We start from the raw sequence: 14934 nt of genomic DNA, 5'->3' as shown, positions 1-14934 counted from the left end.
GTTTGCGGTTCTACTCGCTGGCCGCGAACTCATAGGCCCGCTCCACGCGCGCGATTTCGACGCGGTAACGCGCGTGCCACTTTTCCCGCCCGAGCCGTTGCGCCTCAAGGTGTTCCGGATGCTGTTGCCAGGCGCGGATCGACTCGTCATCGGTGTAGTAGATGAGAACGATGTCGGTGCCGTCGGGCAGGAGGGCTGATTCTCTGCCGAGGTAGCCGGGCTGGGCTACCGCCAGTTCCACCATGCGCTCGTTCATTTCCGCGTAACCATCGGGGTCGATTCCGCTCGCCGTGATCGTGAAGACGGCCACGTAGTACGGCGGCTCCGGCCGGGTCCAGTAAGGAGTGCTCACGCCTCATGGTAATTGCATACAGCCGAGTGGATACAACCACGGGTATGCCGCGACGTTGAGGCTGCGGCATACCCGTGGCCGATGCGTCTAGCTGGTGACGTCGAAGCGGTCAGCGAGCATGTAGGTGCCTGAACGCTTGACGGCCCGCAATGTGTGCGATCCCGCTGTGAGACCGCGGGCGCTGTAGATGACTTGCTGGGTCAGGCGGGCACCGTTGGTGGTGTTGACGGTTTCCTGGAAGACGTCGTCGAGGTAGATGTCGACGAGTCCCTGGTCGGAGTACCGCTCGGATAGGTAGTCGATGCCGGTGCCCGTGAACGAATACGTGAGCGTGGCACCGTTAGCCGTCGTGTAGTGCACGTCGTTGTTGTAGTCACCCAGACCGCGGTTGGTGCTGAGGTTCCAGCCCGATCCGTAGACAGCCGAGGTGTTGTTGAAGATCCGTGTGACACCCGGCGTGGGCCGCAACTGGCTGGCCGGAACGACTTCGGCGGCGGTGTTGGGGCTAGACCAGATCAGTTTCAGATAAGCCTCACCGCCGTTTTCCGTGTGCTCAAGCCGGATGCTGTAGCGCCGCCCCGCGACGAGGGTGATGCTGCCTTCGTTCAGCGTGGGACCGTGCGGCGCCGTATTGCTGATGACAAGCTGGCCGTCGATCCAAAGCTGAACGGTGTCATCGGAAACAGTGCGGTACGTGTACTTCTCTGAATATCTGGGTTCGATGGATCCCGTCCAGCGGGAAGCGAAGTTGTCGGTGTTGATGGCCGGCGCCGGCGAGCCTGTGTACCGCCACGCGTAGTTGACTGCTGGATCGGTTCGGGTGACTGCCGGGGCTCCGGCGAAGGTGGTGTTGTTCCAGAACTCTGCCTTCAGCCCGGTACCACCCCCGGGCGCCGATGGTGCGGCAACAGCGATGTCTGCCTCAATCACGGTCGCGATGGGATTGCCTGCGACGCCGCTGGTTTGGAAGTCGAAACCGTCGCCCGCGGCCTGAACCGTTACAGGTGCGGCGTTGCCGAGGATCCGGGCACCGGTCACGTTAAACGGCGCGAGCTGTCCAATGTGGAGACTGGACGACCAGTTGTAGACGATGAGGTACAGCTTGTTCGCCTTGCGCGTGATGCGACCCCAGCTTGGCTGCGTCACCAAACCCGTGTAGCCAGCGCCGTGAACGGCCGCACCGTTGACACTCATCCAGTTGCCCACGCCCTGCAAAGAGCTGGCCTGCCCGGCAGTAATGGCACCGGTTTCCGTGGGGCCGATGTTGAGCAAATAGTTGGCGCTATTGCTGGTGAGGTACGCGAGGTTGCGAGCCAGCGTGGCCGGTGACTTGAAGCTGGTGTCCCAGGCGGCGTAGCCCCAGGTGCCGTTGATAGTCATGCAGGATTCCTGCAGTTGCGCCGTTGGCGGGGAGCCGGCGAGTTCTTGTTCTGGGGTGCCGTAGTCGCCGTCGACCATGGTGCGCTTGATGACGCGGTTGTTGATGACCGCGTTAGGGCTGATGGCGCGCATGTACTTTTCCAGGTCCGCACCGGCCTGCTGAGTGAAGTTGCCGTCCCATTCGCCGTCGAACCAGAACAGTGCCGGATCGTAGCGTGTCACCAGTTCCTGCAACTGTGCCCGCATCCGCGTCAGATAGGCCGGATAGGTCACGGCCGCTTGAGCATCGGGGTCGTGCCAGTCCCAAATGGAGTAGTACAGCCCGAACTTGATGCCATTGGCTTTGGCCGCAGTGGCCAATTCGCCGAGCAGGTCGCGCTGAAACGGCGTACGCGACGTGAGGTTCCAGTTGTTGACCGCTGTTGGCCACATCGCGAAGCCGTCGTGGTGTTTGCTGGTGATGACGATGTACTTCTGCCCCGCCTGCTTTGCCGCCTGCACGATCGTGTTGGCGTTGAACGAGGCGGGATTGAAGTCGCTGGCGGCCGCTTCGTACACCGGCCAGGGAATGTTGCAGTTCCGTTTGATCCATTCGGCGTCACGGCAAGCGCCGTACTGGCCTTTGAACTGCGCGTAGAGTCCGAAGTGGATGAACATGCCGAAGCGGGTGTCGCGGAACCATTGGGTGCGCGCCGAGGACAGGGCGTCATCGACAACCGCATTGTCACCAGGCGCCGCATACGCGGGTGCGGCTGGAGCGGCCAGCAACCCACCGGCGAGCACCAACACACTTGCCCAAATAAACTTACGCATTTGCACCTCCAGATCTCCGGAGCCAGGACTGGGGTCAACTATCAAATCCTATAGGATATTGCCGACATGATGGCACGTGTATTTCACGGTCGTCAATGGACAGACCCACAAAACTCGGCAGCAAGCGAGAGGTGTCCGCCAGAATGGCGGGCCGCGAATCCTATACGATCAGTCCGGGAGCGTGAGGCGCCAGATGGCGATCTTCTGATCTGACATCAAGCAGACGAACAGGTCCGCCTCCATCCGGCAGTGCAGTAACGCTGGCAGCGTGCTGAGCCACTGGACGCTGCCGCCTCGCAGCACGCCGATGTCGGTCTTCTTCGTCTTGAAGCTGTCGCGGCGCATCAGCTGGAACTCTGTTCCGTTCAGATAACCGAACATGGGATGCCAGCCATCGAGGTGTACCCGCACCCCGGTGAAGTAGTCAGCCAGCCACGTGACGTTGCCAGGGTCGACGACGACTATCCCCTCGCGCGCCGGATACACCTGGTCTGTTGTGTTCCAAAGAACCTGGCCGCTGTTTCTGTCCACAATGGAGACACCGGCGTCCCTGCCATGAATGCAGTCCACCGGACCGCACTTGTAGTCTGGCCCCACCGGCGTTGGCAGCACCTGGAGTGTTCTGCGGTCGATCTGCAGGAGGCTCTCGGTCCAGTCATCGGCAGCGCCAAGTTGCAGGGTCTGGGCGTCAACGGTGAAGATGATCTGCCACAGCCGTTGCGGGTATGGCAATTGCACAGACCGCTCGATTCGCCCCGTAGCTAAGTCGTGCTCAGCCAGCACACCGCTAGCGTCGATGGCGTAGACCTTCCCGTCCTGCCCAGCCACATGGACAGCTTGCCGCGGCGGCAAGGACCACACCAGCTCATAGGTGCCGGCCCGCCGGATCTCGATCTGGCCCCGCTGTTGCCCGTTGGCCTGGCCAAGGTGAACCACGAGCAGATCACCCACCAGTTCGGCAAAACTGTCAGCTTGCCACTGCACTGATCCCGTGCGCGGATCGACCACCCGGGTGTGTGAGGTTAGGTCTTGCGTGGTCACGATCAGCTTGTCGCGCCAGGTGGTGGCTTGAACATAACCCCGCACCTCTGGGTGCGCCCATTGCCGCCGGCCTTTGATGTCGTACGCGACGAGCCCGTCCCTGCCACTGTGCAGGATCAGATCGCCTTCGACCGTGACGAGGCCTTCCCCGCTGAAATCGTCGATGGTGAACAGACGCGTCAGCACGGGCCGTCCCGCAGGCTGACTGGCGGTGACGCTGAGGACGGTCACGGCGGCAAGTGCCAACGCCTGCAAGCGCCGGCGCAGCGTCGGCCGCACGGGCGCGGGCGCTGGTTCCGTGTCGTGGATGCCCGTGTCGCTGATGTCGATGAAAATTTCCGCCACCGCGACATTCAACCAGGTGCGGGCAATCTCCACGCGCCTGTTGCTCCTTTGTAGATCAATTATATTGACCCTGGTCATTGTAATGCTGATGAGGTGGCCTATCCGGCCGCCGAGAGGGGGCAAAGCAATGCCAAGGATCTTCAAGAGGCTGGTGGTCGCCGCGCTCAGCGTGGTGGCGACCCTAGCCGCGAGCACCCTGATCGCCTCACCAGCACAGGCAGCCGCGTACAACGGCGTGTGTGAGGCCGGCGAATTCTGTCTCTACTACAACAGTGGCAACCAGGGCTCGCTGCGCGACTTCGCCGGGTCGATCTCGACTTACGGCGAAGGCACCGGCTGCCATAAGTTCATCAGTGCCGGTGCCGGACAGGGCCAGTGTGTGAAGAACAACGCGGCGTCAGCCTGGAACCGTGAAGGCGCTTACGTCACGGTCTTCTACAAGAGCGGTTACGCCGGCGCCATCGACAACTTCAGCGCCGGAGCCAAGGCTGACCTGCGCGCCGCGCTCAAGAACGAAAACGCCGGGCACATCGTCGGGTCGGCCAGCAACACCACCCTGGAAAACGGCCTGTACAAGACCACCGGCGGCCGCATCACCGCCTACTTCGACGGCTACCTCAACCAGACCGGCCGCCACGAAGGCACCGACCTCGCCCGCGGCTCTGGCGTCGCGGTTTACGCCCTCGTCTCCGGCACGGTGACCCGCGTGGTCGAGGGAAGCACCAGTTCCCTTTCCACGCTGGCCATCTACAACAGCGGTCTTAACAAGACCATCGTCTACCTGCACCTGGACCCGCTCGGCTTCTCAGTCGGGCAATCGATCGCCAAGGGCCAGCACATCGGCTACGAGGACGACCGGGCCGGCGGATCCCCGCACACGCACGTCGAGATGCGCAACGGACGCCAAACCCACGCTGCCGTCAGCGTCGGCGACCCCACGCTCGACAACCCGAACCCGACGTCCTTCTGGATGTCGCAGGGCTACAACATCTGCTGCCAGTTCTCCTGAGCACCACCGCTCAACGGGTGCCCGGCCATAGGCTGGGCACCCCAAGCGGCCGTCTAACTGGCAGCGTCCATTTTGCTCAGTAGGTCCAGCAGCTTGGTGGTCGTGCTCCAGCTGCGGATCGTCATGGACTTGTACGGCGGTGTGCCCACAATCTTGCCCAGACGGCTCTTGGTGCGCTCGGCGCTTAACCGCTGCGAGTAGATGACACCGTCACCTGGCCAGACAGCGTCGACTCCCTCGCGGGGATCGAAAATGTCCATCGTCTCGGCCGCACTGATGCCCATCAGGAAGATGGCGTCGCTGTGATATTTGCCTGGCTGCTCGCCAAAACCCTTGGGCTTGTTGTCGATGACGGCCTGAAGCTGCTCGCGCGACAACGCCAGCACCTTGATGAGCTCACTGTCGAGCGTGAAGCTCTTGAGCAGCGCCGCCTCGATCTCGGCCTGCACCTTAGCGGGCCGTTTCTTGGACTCTAAGATCACGTTGCCGCTGGCGATGTACGTGGAAACGTTGGTATATCCCAAATCTTCCAGGCACTTTTTCAAGGCCGCCATCGGGACTTTGTTCTTGCCGCCGACGTTGATCCCGCGCAACAGCACCACGTAGGTATTCACCACCCCATTCAACCCCAGAAGCTCGCCGCGGGCCCGTCCGCATGCACATGCGGCTAGATATGGGCCATCTGATCCGCTTCTGCTAGCACGCAGTGCGCAATCAGCTAGCAAATGCGAGGGCGTAGAGTAGGGCGTGTGACGTCGTTTCGGATAGGTGAGGCAGCACAGCTGCTCGGTGTCAGCGCCGACACGGTGCGCCGCTGGGTCGACGCTGGCCGGCTCGCCGCCGGGCGTGACGACCACGGCCACCGCGCGATCAGCGGCGAAGACCTTGCCGCCTTCGCCCGGTCCCTGGCTGACGATCCCGGCGAGCATAGTGAGGTGTCCTCGGCCCGCAACCGGCTGCGCGGCATCGTCACCGGGATCGTCAAAGACACCGTTATGGCCCAGGTCGACATTCAGGCGGGCCCGTTCCGGGTGGTGTCGCTGATGAGCCGTGAAGCCGTTGACGAGATGGGATTACAGGTCGGGTCGCTAGCCATCGCCGTCATCAAGTCGACGGCGGTTGTCGTGGAAAGGCCCAGCGGCAAATGAGAAAGGGCACGGCGTTGAAGCTAAACCGTTTCCTGGCAACGGCCGTGGCAGCAGGAACGCTGCTGGCCGGATGCGCCACCAGCACACCGGCGACTCCACCGCGCTCGGGCGGTCTTGGTGAGGTCACCGTGTTCGCCGCGGCCTCACTAACCGATGCGTTCAAGCAGATCGGCAAAGACTTTGAGGCCGCTAACCCGGGGTCGGAGGTGACGTTCAACTTCGCCGGCAGCTCCGCTCTGGCCACACAGATCAACCAGGGTGCCCCTGCCGATGTTTTCGCCTCGGCGGCTCTGGCCAATATGAAGACCGTTACCGATGCCGGAAATGCTGACGGCTCGGCCGTCACCTTCGTGAAGAACCAGCTCGTGATCGTGGTGCCGAAAGGCAATCCGAAGGGCATCAAGGCTTTGGCTGACTTGACGAAGCCGGGGCTGAAAGTCGCGTTGTGCGCCGAGCAGGTCCCTTGTGGAGCGGCGGCGAAGAAGGCCCTCGCTGCGGCCAACTTCTCACTCACCCCTGTCACGTTGGAACAAGACGTCAAGCAGGCCCTGGCGAAGGTGAAGCTCGGTGAGGTCGACGCGGCGCTCGTCTACCGCACCGATGCGAAAGGGTCCGCCGCTGACGTGGAAGGCCTTGAGTTCCCTGAATCCTCGCAAGCGATCAACGAGTACCCCATAGTGGTTTTGAAAGCTTCACCGAACAAGACTGGCGCGCAAGCGTTCCTGGCCTACGTCCTGTCAGAACAAGGCATCAAGGTGCTCACCGGCGCCGGATTCCAGAAACCTTAGCGGGCGCCACCGATGGCAGCCGACCGGCACGGCCGGGCCCGCATTCCCTTAGCCCTGCTCATTCCGGCCATCGCGGGGATGGCATTCCTGGTGCTGCCGCTGGCCGGGCTGCTCATTCGCACCCCGTGGGCCACCCTTCCTCGACGCCTGGCCGAGCCGGGTGTCCTTGCCGCCCTTGGCCTTTCGCTGCAAACCGCCACCATCGCCACCTTGCTGTGCATGCTTTTCGGGGTTCCGCTGGCGTGGCTGCTCGCGCGCACCAACTTTCCCGGGCGGCGGCTTGTCCGGGCACTCGTGACGGTCCCCCTTGTCTTGCCACCGGTCGTCGGCGGTGTGGCTCTGTTGCTGGTCTTCGGCCGCCGTGGCCTGATCGGCTCCTGGCTTGATGACACCTTCGGCATCACGTTGCCGTTCACCACCGCTGGAGTGGTGCTCGCCGAAGCATTTGTGGCGATGCCGTTCCTAGTCATCGCGGTCGAAGGCGCATTACGCGGCGCTGACTCCCGCTATGAGGAAGCCGCCGCCACACTAGGCGCGACACGGTGGAGCACCTTCACGCGCGTCACCTTGCCGCTCGTCGCCCCTGGCATCGGCGCGGGCGCGGTCCTTTGCTGGGCAAGGGCACTGGGTGAATTCGGCGCCACTATCACCTTCGCCGGCAACTTCCCCGGCCGCACCCAAACCATGCCCCTGGCCGTATATCTAGCCTTGGAAACCGATCTGCAGGCAGCGATCGTGCTCTCGCTCGTCCTGCTCACCGTGTCAGTAGCCATTCTCGCGGCCCTGCGCGACAAGTGGATTACACCATGACCTCTTCAGTGTCCACATTGGATGCCCGAATTGAGGTCGAGCTTGGCTCATTCCGGCTCGGCATCGACTTGGCTGTCGCCGCTGGGCAAGTCGTCGCCCTCCTTGGCCCTAACGGCGCCGGCAAAACCACCGCGCTGCGGGCACTTGCCGGGTTGCGGCCCTTGTCCGGCGGGCACATCCGCCTCGAAGGGCAAACGCTTGACGATCCGGGCGCGAGACTGTTCGTGCCGCCAGAGAAGCGGGCCGTCGGCGTTGTGTTCCAGGACTACCTGCTGTTCCCGCATCTGTCGGCATTGGACAATGTGGCGTTCGGGCCACGCCGCCACGGCAGCACGAAAACACAAGCCCGCGCTCTAGCCTCAGCCTGGCTCGGCCGAATGGGATTGGCAGACCTCGCTGACCGTAGACCACGGCACCTGTCCGGCGGGCAAGCCCAGCGCGTCGCCCTCGCCCGCGCACTGGCCGTCAATCCCGCGCTGCTGCTGCTCGACGAACCACTCGCCGCCCTCGACGCGCGCACCCGCGTGGACACCCGCGCCGAACTGCACCAGCACTTGCACGGCCATCCCGGCGCCACGCTGATCGTCACGCACGACCCGCTCGACGCCATGATGCTCGCCGAGCACCTCGTCGTTATCGAAGACGGCACCATCGTGCAGCAAGGTGACGCCGCCTCCATCACCGCGCAGCCCCGCACCGACTACATCGCCCGGCTGGTCGGCCTCAACCTGTATCAGGGCACCGCTACCGGCACCAGCGTGACCCTGCCGGGAGGCTTCAACCTCACCACGACGCAACCCCTTGTCGGGCAAGCATTTGTGGCATTCTCACCCTCGGCTGTGTCGCTGTATCAGCAAAAGCCGGACGGCAGCCCCCGCAATACCTGGCAGGCCACGATCACCGGCATCCACCGCCACGGCGACAACCTGCGCATCCAGCTCGGCGGACCCATGGTCACCGCAGCCGATGTCACCCCCGCCGCGGCGGCGCACCTGCACCTCAACCCCGGCCAGCACATCTGGGCCGCGGTCAAAGCCACCGAAACGCGCGCCTACCCCGCCTAGGGAACAAGCAGCAACTCAGCCACCGCACCGTCTGTCCATCCTGGCTCGATCACCGCGACCGCGTCAGCCCGCGCCACCGCACGCAGACTCCCGGGGCGGGAACCAGCGATGACAACGGCTCCCCCACGATCGTCCAAAGTGACCGGCACCAGCCGCACACCATGCTCATACGGCCCGACGTGGCCGGAAACCGGCAGCCGCAACGCTTTAGCTGGGTCGCGCCCAGCGAGGCTGGACACCAACGGCTCCAGCAACGTCAGGCCCGCCACCATCCCCGCGAACGGATTGCCCGGAAGACTGACCACCCAGCGACCGTCCACGGTTTGCCCCAGCCCCTGCGGATGGCCAGGACGGCACGCCACGCCATCGATCAGCCAACGGCCACCCATGCCCGTCAGCACCTCACGCAAGTGATCGGCCCGCCCCGCCGAAGAGGACCCCGATACCACCACAACTTTCGCGGACGTGGCTTCAAGCTCCTGCCGCAGCAATTGCGGATCGTCGCCAATCACCGTGCGTCCCGCGAACACCCCGCCGGCCCGTCCTGTCAACGCCGCGACCACCGCGGTGTGGGCTTCACGAACCTGCCCGGCCACCGGCACACCGGACGTGATCACCTCATCGCCGGTCACGATCAGCCATACCGACGGCTGCGGCGTTACCCAAACAACGTCCACACCAGACTGTGCCACCACACCGGCGACCGCAGCCGTGACCCGCTGTCCTGCCGAGGCCACCACTTCGCCGACCGGGAAATCCTCACCGGCATGCCGGATGTGCCGGCGGGTGGGAGGTTCAGCGGTCACGATGTCGTGCTCCACTTGGCACTGTTCATAAGGGATGACCGCGTCGGTGCCGTCGGGCACGATCGCGCCCGTTCCGATCTCGGCGCCCTCCCCGGGCATTAGCTTGTGCGGCAACGGCGCTGCTCCCGCCAGCACCTTGCCGACAACCCGCCATGGCCCCAAACCACGCACGGCGTAACCGTCCATCGCCGCACACATGAACGGCGGCGACGCCACGGTCGCGGTGACATCTTTGGCCAGCGCCAGTCCATGTGCGGAATCCACGGCCACTTTCACCGGCGCGCCCATCGCGGGGACGGCGGTGGCGACGTCGCGGGCGGCAGCCCACGCCATATGTGCCACGTCAACATTGCCTACCGCCACAGCGACCATGAAACGATTACACAACAGGCCGGTAACCGAAAACGTTCAAACACAATTCAGCACCGCACCGAACCCCTCACCGCCAGAGCAGGCCGCCTGTGAGATCGCAGCCGCGCAGCCTGATCGCCGCCGCTGTTCACACGCCAGCACCGACTGGGGTGTTGAGCACAGCAGCGAGGGCACGCATCGCCTGAGGTAGCGGCCGGTACCACACCCACGTCCCACGCCGGTCACCCTCAATCAAGCCAGCCTCACGCAGAACTTTCAGGTGATGCGAGATGGTCGGCCCGGACACGTCGAACTGTGGCGTCATGTCACACACGCATGCCTCGCCGCCCTCCGCCGAGGTGATCATCGACAGCAGCCGCAGCCGGATCGGGTCACCAAGCGCTTTGAACATCGGCGCCAGCGTTTCGGCCTGGCTGATGTCCAGCGCGGCCTGTGTGAGGGGCTCGCAGCAGGCTCCCGTGGAGGTGTCCAGAACCACTAGCTGTTTCGACATGCCTCTAGGTTGACAGACTTCTAAACAAGGTGCAAGCTTGCCTCCAGCGCGCTGATTCGAAAATCATCTAGACAAGGGACGAGATCATGACGACTGCACCCACTTCTGGCGGGTTTACTGGCGACCTCGGCCAGGCGTTCACCCCACCGTCGGCGGGCGGCTGCTGCGGCAGCGCACCCGCGGCAACGACCACGATCGAGGTCACCGCCGCTGCCAGCCCGTGTTGCGGGACCACGGCCGAGGCGCAAGAAGCCGGCAGCTGCTGCGGCACAACCGCCAAGGCTGAGGCTGTCGCTTCGGGTCAGGGCTGCTGCGGATGAACAGCCGCACGGCGGAGCCGGTCGTCACCGGCTCCGCCCTCGCCAGCGAAGCCTTGCGGCGAATGCAGGGCGTGATCGCCCGGCTCGCGGCAGACGACTTCACCGGCCGCCAAATTGGCACCCCCGGTGGACAAGCGGCATCGGCCTGGCTGGCTGCGCACTTGGAAAGCCTTGGCGCGCAGACACATTTGGACTCGTTCGCGCTCCACGGCGCGGTCAAGCGTCTTTCCGCTATGCCACGATTGCGGTGGGAGTCACCAGCGGGGGCGCGAAATCTGTCGCACCGCAGAGATTTCGCCGAGCACCTCGCGTCTGCCAGCGTCCCCTTCCCGGTGACCGGGCCACTGTCTGGCATACCGCGCGCGGGTGCCTGGGTGCTCGATTCCTCATACAGCGCGGTCCGTGCGGCAGCGCTCACGCATGCTGGTGCAGTGGGGCTCCTGCTGCCGCGCGGGACCGATGATGCCGGCTGGATGCCCAAGATGATCGCCGGTCCGGCAGCGTGCCCGTTGCCCGTGCTGTCGGTGCGCCGAGACGTCTTCGATGAGATGGCCTTCTCGGTACGCGAGGGGCACCAGTCCGTCGTGTCCGCGGCGGTGCCGTTGCAGACAGTAAATGTGGTCGGCACCAACGTGTATGGCGTCTTTCGCGAGCCCGCACCTGGCGCGCTGTCGGTTTGGCTGACTGCCCACTTTGACGGTGTAGGCGATGACCCTGACGGGACACGATTCCCTGCGGCAGGCGATAACGCCTCAGGAGTCGCCGTCGTTTTGCAAGCAGCGCAACGCTTGCACGCCACGCTTGCACCGCATGTTGGCCTGGCTGTGGCGCTGCTCGATGGCGAAGAGGCCGGCGCGCACGGTTCGGCCCACCACGCACCGCAATTGCCCTCCGGCACTGCCCTCATCAACGTCGACGGCGCCGCACAGCTACACGAAGCCGCCGCTATCGAAGCGGGCGGCCCAGCCCAGGCACTTGTGGCAGCGCTCGACCAGGCTGGTCGCCAAACTGGCATCCCGCTGCGTGGGAAGGCCATGCCTTCAGACAACCGCCGCTACGCCGCGGCTGGCCACGCGGCGATCGGGATAGGGATGGGCATCCCCGCCTACCAGACCCCTGCCGAGGTCCCGCAAACCGTCGAACCGGAAACACTATTGGCCGCCGCTGAACTCGTCACCGCTACCGTGAACGCCCTGGCCGCCTAAATCACGGCGCTCGCCGCACTGACCGTGAACACAGACAGCCCGCCAAGATCTGGCGGGCTGTCTGTCTATTTGATGGCAACAAGCTCCTTGATCTGAGCGGCCATATCCCGGGCGACCGGCCCGACGCCGATAAGGGTGGCCGCGGCCGGCCCGGTCCAGTCGCCGTAGCCGAGCAACTGCAGATACGGATCATGCCGGTACCCGGTGCCGTCCGTCACCGGATGGCCATTCTCGCGCTCTAACCGAAGCGGGGCAAGATGATGCAGTGCCGGCCGGAAGCCGGTCGCCCAGACGATGACCTCACATGGCCAGGTACTGCCGTCTGCCCACACTGGCCCGTCTGCGCCGAGGAGGGTGAACATCGGCATCCGGTGCAGCCGGCCGGAATCGCGGGCGTGGCGCACCGGTGGGACAGCGACGATGTCTCCGAGTTCACTGATACCCGGCGGTACTTCAAGTCCTGCCTTGAGCGCCCGGTATCGCTGGTTAGCCAGCTGGAACAGGACCCGGCCGTCGACATCGTCCGGCAGGAACCGGGGCGGCTGGCGCGTCATCCACCGCACCTGCGCGGCGTGTCCGATCAGGTCGGCGGCGATTTGCGCACCGGAGTTCCCCGCGCCGACGACCGCGACCCGCTGTCCGGTGAAGTCCTGCGGCTTTCCATATTGGACGGTATGCAGCTGCCGGCCACCGAAGGCAGATCCCCGGGCGAGGGCGGGAATGAAGGGCTGCCACCACGTCCCGGTCGCCGATACGACCACTCGTGCGGACCACTCGCCACCCGTTGTGTCCAAACGGAATCCGCTACTTGCGCGACGCACGGCGTGCACTCTTACACCCCGGTGGACCGGCAACTTATAGCGCTGCTCGTAGCGGGCCAGGTAGCTGATGACGTGCGCGGTGCCCGGGTACCCGTCGGTCATGGGCATTTGCCAACCGGGCAAGGAGCTGAACTGCGCTGGGGAGAACAACCGCAACGACTCCCACATGTGCTGCCACGCCCCGCCGGGTGTGTCCTGAGCGTCGAGGATGGCGAAATCCAGTCCCTGGCGGCGAAGGTAGAACCCGGCAGCCAGCCCTGCCTGCCCACCGCCGATCACCACCACATCGTGTGAGGTCACTGATCTACCTTAGGTGCCGGTGTCCGGGTGACGGAGCGGGCCTTACCTTTGCTCGCCGCTGTGGTCGATCGGAAGGCTCACGGTGATGACTAGCCCACCGGCAGGTCGTGCGGAGCCGGAGATATGGCCATCATGTGCCGTCACGATCGCACGGACGATGGACAAGCCGAGGCCGACCCCACCGTCACGTGCGCCGGACACGTCGCCTCGTACGAACGGATTGAAGAGATCTTCCACATCGTTTGGCGGGATTGGCTGGCCGGTGTTGGCAACCTGCAAGTAAACCTGTGCCTCGGCCGCGCCGGTCTTTACGGTGATGTGCCCGTCGGTGTGGTTGTGGCGCAAGGAATTATCGATCAGGTTGACGGCCATTCGTTCCAGTAGCGCCGGCTCCCCCGCCGTGGGCGCATTTCGCAGATCGGTGTGCAGCTTAATGTTGCGGGCTGCAGCCAGTGCGCGGATGCCTGTGACCGCATCGGCGACGAGGCTTGCCAGATTGACTGGAAGCCTTTTACTAGGTCCGGTCTGGCTGCGTGCCAGGGCAAGGAGCCCGTCGAGAGTGCGCTGACTGCGCTCGATCGCGGCACCGAGGTCAGCGACCATCGTGCCCATTTCGTCAGCCGTGGGCTGGCCGTCGAACGTGACGTCGATCGCGGTACGCATCGTGGTTAAGGGTGTGCGTAGCTCATGAGCGGCGTTGGCGACGAACATGCGGTGGCTTTCTAGAAGCCGGTCGCGATCTGTGACTCCAGTTTGGATACGGTCGAGCATGGCGTTGATGGTGGTCGCCAGGGCAGCGAGTTCGTCTGCTGGAGTGGTGACCGGAACTCGTTCGGAAAGGTCTTCCGCCGAAAGCCGCTGCGCGGTAGCGGCGACCGCACGAATGGGCTTGAGAATCCGTCCAGCTATCACCCATCCAAGCACGGCGGCCAGAACGGTGACGATCGCTAGCGCGATGGCCGATTGGGTCAGCATCTCCGAAAGCGTCTGCGAGCGCACTTGCTCAGCTATGGAGGAAATCGCTTGGCTGTTAACCGGAACCGGGGTGGGCACCATCGACGGATCGGTCTTGATGACAATCCACTGATTCTCCAGGCTGCGCTGCACCAGGACGTAGGTCAGCGCCGTCAGCACAGCGCCGGCGCCCAAAACGACAGCCGTGTAAAGGACAGCGAGCCGGCCGCGGGCCGTCAGCCGCAGAGTCATGACCCGATCCGGTACCCGGCACCGGTCACCGTGTGAATGACCGGTGGCTCACCAAGTTTGCGGCGAAGGGTGCCGACGGTGATGCGCACCGCGTTGGTGAACGGATCAGTGTGCTCGTCCCAAACCTTGTCCAGCAACGTTTCCGCACTGACGACGTCGCCATCGGCTGCGAGCAGCTGCTGCAGCACACCGAACTCCTTTGGCGTCAGGTCTAGCAAGCGTCCGTCCCGTTCGGCTGTTCGCCTTGCGGGGTCAAGCGTCAGGCCGGCGCTATGGAGCACGGGTGGCCGCGCGGGGCTGGTCCGCCGTGACAGGGCGTGGACTCGCGCGACAAGCTCTGAAAACGCGAATGGCTTGCCCAGATAGTCATCGGCGCCAAACGTTAGCCCATCGACGCGGTCCTGCACCGCTCCAGACGCGGTCAGCATCAGGATGCGCGCGGTGCCACGGTCAGCCACATATCGGCAGACAGCGTCGCCGTGCACGACGGGCAGGTCACGGTCCAACACAAGCACGTCGTATTGCGTGACTTCGAACTTGTCCAAAGCGGTCTGGCCGTCGGCGGCGAGGTCGACGACGAACCCGTGCTTGCGCAACCCGGCCGCGATGTAACCGGCCAGCGGCTCTTCATCTTCGACCAGCAGCACCCGCACCAGGCCAT

Annotated in this window: 16 protein-coding genes; 7 read left to right on the top strand and 9 right to left on the bottom strand. The window is 64.4% G+C overall.

The genetic code is table 11. The features are described 5' to 3' along the window. Positions 1 to 10: 10 nt before the first annotated feature. From A3E1_RS0130975 to A3E1_RS0130965, 3 genes are all read right to left on the bottom strand, one after another. A complete protein-coding gene (locus A3E1_RS0130975; protein WP_020524699.1) occupies positions 11 to 352 on the bottom strand; it encodes an antibiotic biosynthesis monooxygenase family protein in 342 nt (113 codons plus the stop codon). A gap of 87 nt (positions 353 to 439) precedes the next feature. After that, entirely contained in the window at positions 440 to 2545 is a 2106-nt protein-coding gene (locus tag A3E1_RS42995; RefSeq protein WP_020524698.1) for an alpha-L-fucosidase, read from the bottom strand. Positions 2546 to 2713: 168 nt separating this feature from the next. Continuing rightward, positions 2714 to 3964 (bottom strand): outer membrane protein assembly factor BamB family protein, encoded by a 1251-nt coding sequence (locus A3E1_RS0130965; RefSeq protein WP_020524697.1) that lies wholly within the window; start codon positions 3962 to 3964, stop codon positions 2714 to 2716. Between the two features lie 94 nt (positions 3965 to 4058). Here A3E1_RS0130965 and A3E1_RS0130960 point away from each other — a divergent pair, with 94 nt between their 5' ends. Next, positions 4059 to 4940, top strand: a complete 882-nt coding sequence (locus A3E1_RS0130960) for a peptidoglycan DD-metalloendopeptidase family protein (RefSeq protein WP_020524696.1) — start codon at positions 4059 to 4061, stop codon at positions 4938 to 4940. Between the two features lie 53 nt (positions 4941 to 4993). Here A3E1_RS0130960 and A3E1_RS0130955 read toward each other — a convergent pair whose 3' ends face one another. Next, on the bottom strand, positions 4994 to 5554 hold the full coding sequence (locus A3E1_RS0130955) for a DUF1697 domain-containing protein (RefSeq protein WP_026209003.1): 561 nt from the start codon (positions 5552 to 5554) through the stop codon (positions 4994 to 4996). A 135-nt stretch (positions 5555 to 5689) separates the two neighbouring features. Here A3E1_RS0130955 and A3E1_RS0130950 point away from each other — a divergent pair, with 135 nt between their 5' ends. From A3E1_RS0130950 to A3E1_RS0130935, 4 genes are read left to right on the top strand one after another with little or no spacing between them, the layout of a single operon-like run. Continuing rightward, positions 5690 to 6088 carry a TOBE domain-containing protein gene (locus A3E1_RS0130950; protein WP_020524694.1) on the top strand — a complete coding sequence of 133 codons (399 nt, stop codon included), beginning with the start codon at positions 5690 to 5692 and terminating at the stop codon, positions 6086 to 6088. Further along, positions 6085 to 6876, top strand: coding sequence for a molybdate ABC transporter substrate-binding protein (gene modA / locus A3E1_RS46720; RefSeq protein WP_020524693.1), 792 nt, complete (start codon positions 6085 to 6087; stop codon positions 6874 to 6876). The genes A3E1_RS0130950 and modA overlap by 4 nt, the downstream gene beginning before the upstream one ends. Before the next feature lie 12 nt (positions 6877 to 6888). Next, the gene (locus A3E1_RS46715; RefSeq protein WP_020524692.1) at positions 6889 to 7686 is read left to right on the top strand and encodes an ABC transporter permease; all 798 of its coding nucleotides are present in this window, start codon (positions 6889 to 6891) and stop codon (positions 7684 to 7686) included. Then, positions 7683 to 8750, top strand: a complete 1068-nt coding sequence (locus A3E1_RS0130935) for an ABC transporter ATP-binding protein (RefSeq protein ID WP_020524691.1) — start codon at positions 7683 to 7685, stop codon at positions 8748 to 8750. The genes A3E1_RS46715 and A3E1_RS0130935 overlap by 4 nt, the downstream gene beginning before the upstream one ends. On the opposite strand, the gene A3E1_RS0130930 is transcribed toward A3E1_RS0130935, so the two are convergent. After that, on the bottom strand, positions 8747 to 9928 hold the full coding sequence (locus tag A3E1_RS0130930; protein WP_063825177.1) for a molybdopterin-binding protein: 1182 nt from the start codon (positions 9926 to 9928) through the stop codon (positions 8747 to 8749). The genes A3E1_RS0130935 and A3E1_RS0130930 overlap by 4 nt on opposite strands. A gap of 127 nt (positions 9929 to 10055) precedes the next feature. Then, positions 10056 to 10421, bottom strand: a complete 366-nt coding sequence (locus tag A3E1_RS0130925; protein ID WP_020524689.1) for an ArsR/SmtB family transcription factor — start codon at positions 10419 to 10421, stop codon at positions 10056 to 10058. 86 nt (positions 10422 to 10507) lie between these two features. Between A3E1_RS0130925 and A3E1_RS46450 the strand changes: the two genes are divergently transcribed. Next, complete coding sequence (locus A3E1_RS46450) at positions 10508 to 10741, top strand: hypothetical protein (protein ID WP_083929715.1); 234 nt, start codon at positions 10508 to 10510, stop codon at positions 10739 to 10741. Continuing rightward, the gene (locus tag A3E1_RS0130915; protein ID WP_020524687.1) at positions 10738 to 11946 is read left to right on the top strand and encodes a M28 family peptidase; all 1209 of its coding nucleotides are present in this window, start codon (positions 10738 to 10740) and stop codon (positions 11944 to 11946) included. The genes A3E1_RS46450 and A3E1_RS0130915 overlap by 4 nt, the downstream gene beginning before the upstream one ends. A 65-nt stretch (positions 11947 to 12011) precedes the next feature. Here A3E1_RS0130915 and A3E1_RS0130910 read toward each other — a convergent pair whose 3' ends face one another. The 3 genes from A3E1_RS0130910 to A3E1_RS0130900 are packed head-to-tail and all read right to left on the bottom strand — an operon-like array spanning position 12012 to position 14926. Continuing rightward, entirely contained in the window at positions 12012 to 13067 is a 1056-nt protein-coding gene (locus tag A3E1_RS0130910; RefSeq protein WP_020524686.1) for an ArsO family NAD(P)H-dependent flavin-containing monooxygenase, read from the bottom strand. 42 nt (positions 13068 to 13109) lie between these two features. Then, positions 13110 to 14273 (bottom strand): sensor histidine kinase, encoded by a 1164-nt coding sequence (locus A3E1_RS0130905; RefSeq protein ID WP_020524685.1) that lies wholly within the window; start codon positions 14271 to 14273, stop codon positions 13110 to 13112. After that, the gene (locus A3E1_RS0130900) at positions 14270 to 14926 is read right to left on the bottom strand and encodes a response regulator transcription factor (protein WP_020524684.1); all 657 of its coding nucleotides are present in this window, start codon (positions 14924 to 14926) and stop codon (positions 14270 to 14272) included. Before A3E1_RS0130900 ends, A3E1_RS0130905 begins: the two co-directional genes overlap by 4 nt. Positions 14927 to 14934: the final 8 nt, after the last annotated feature.

Source organism: Catelliglobosispora koreensis DSM 44566, assembly GCF_000379685.1.
GTDB classification, from domain to species: Bacteria; Actinomycetota; Actinomycetes; order Mycobacteriales; family Micromonosporaceae; genus Catelliglobosispora; species Catelliglobosispora koreensis.
The sequence above is the reverse complement of the archived record's forward strand: the minus strand, read 5'-3'. Positions and strand labels throughout refer to the sequence as shown.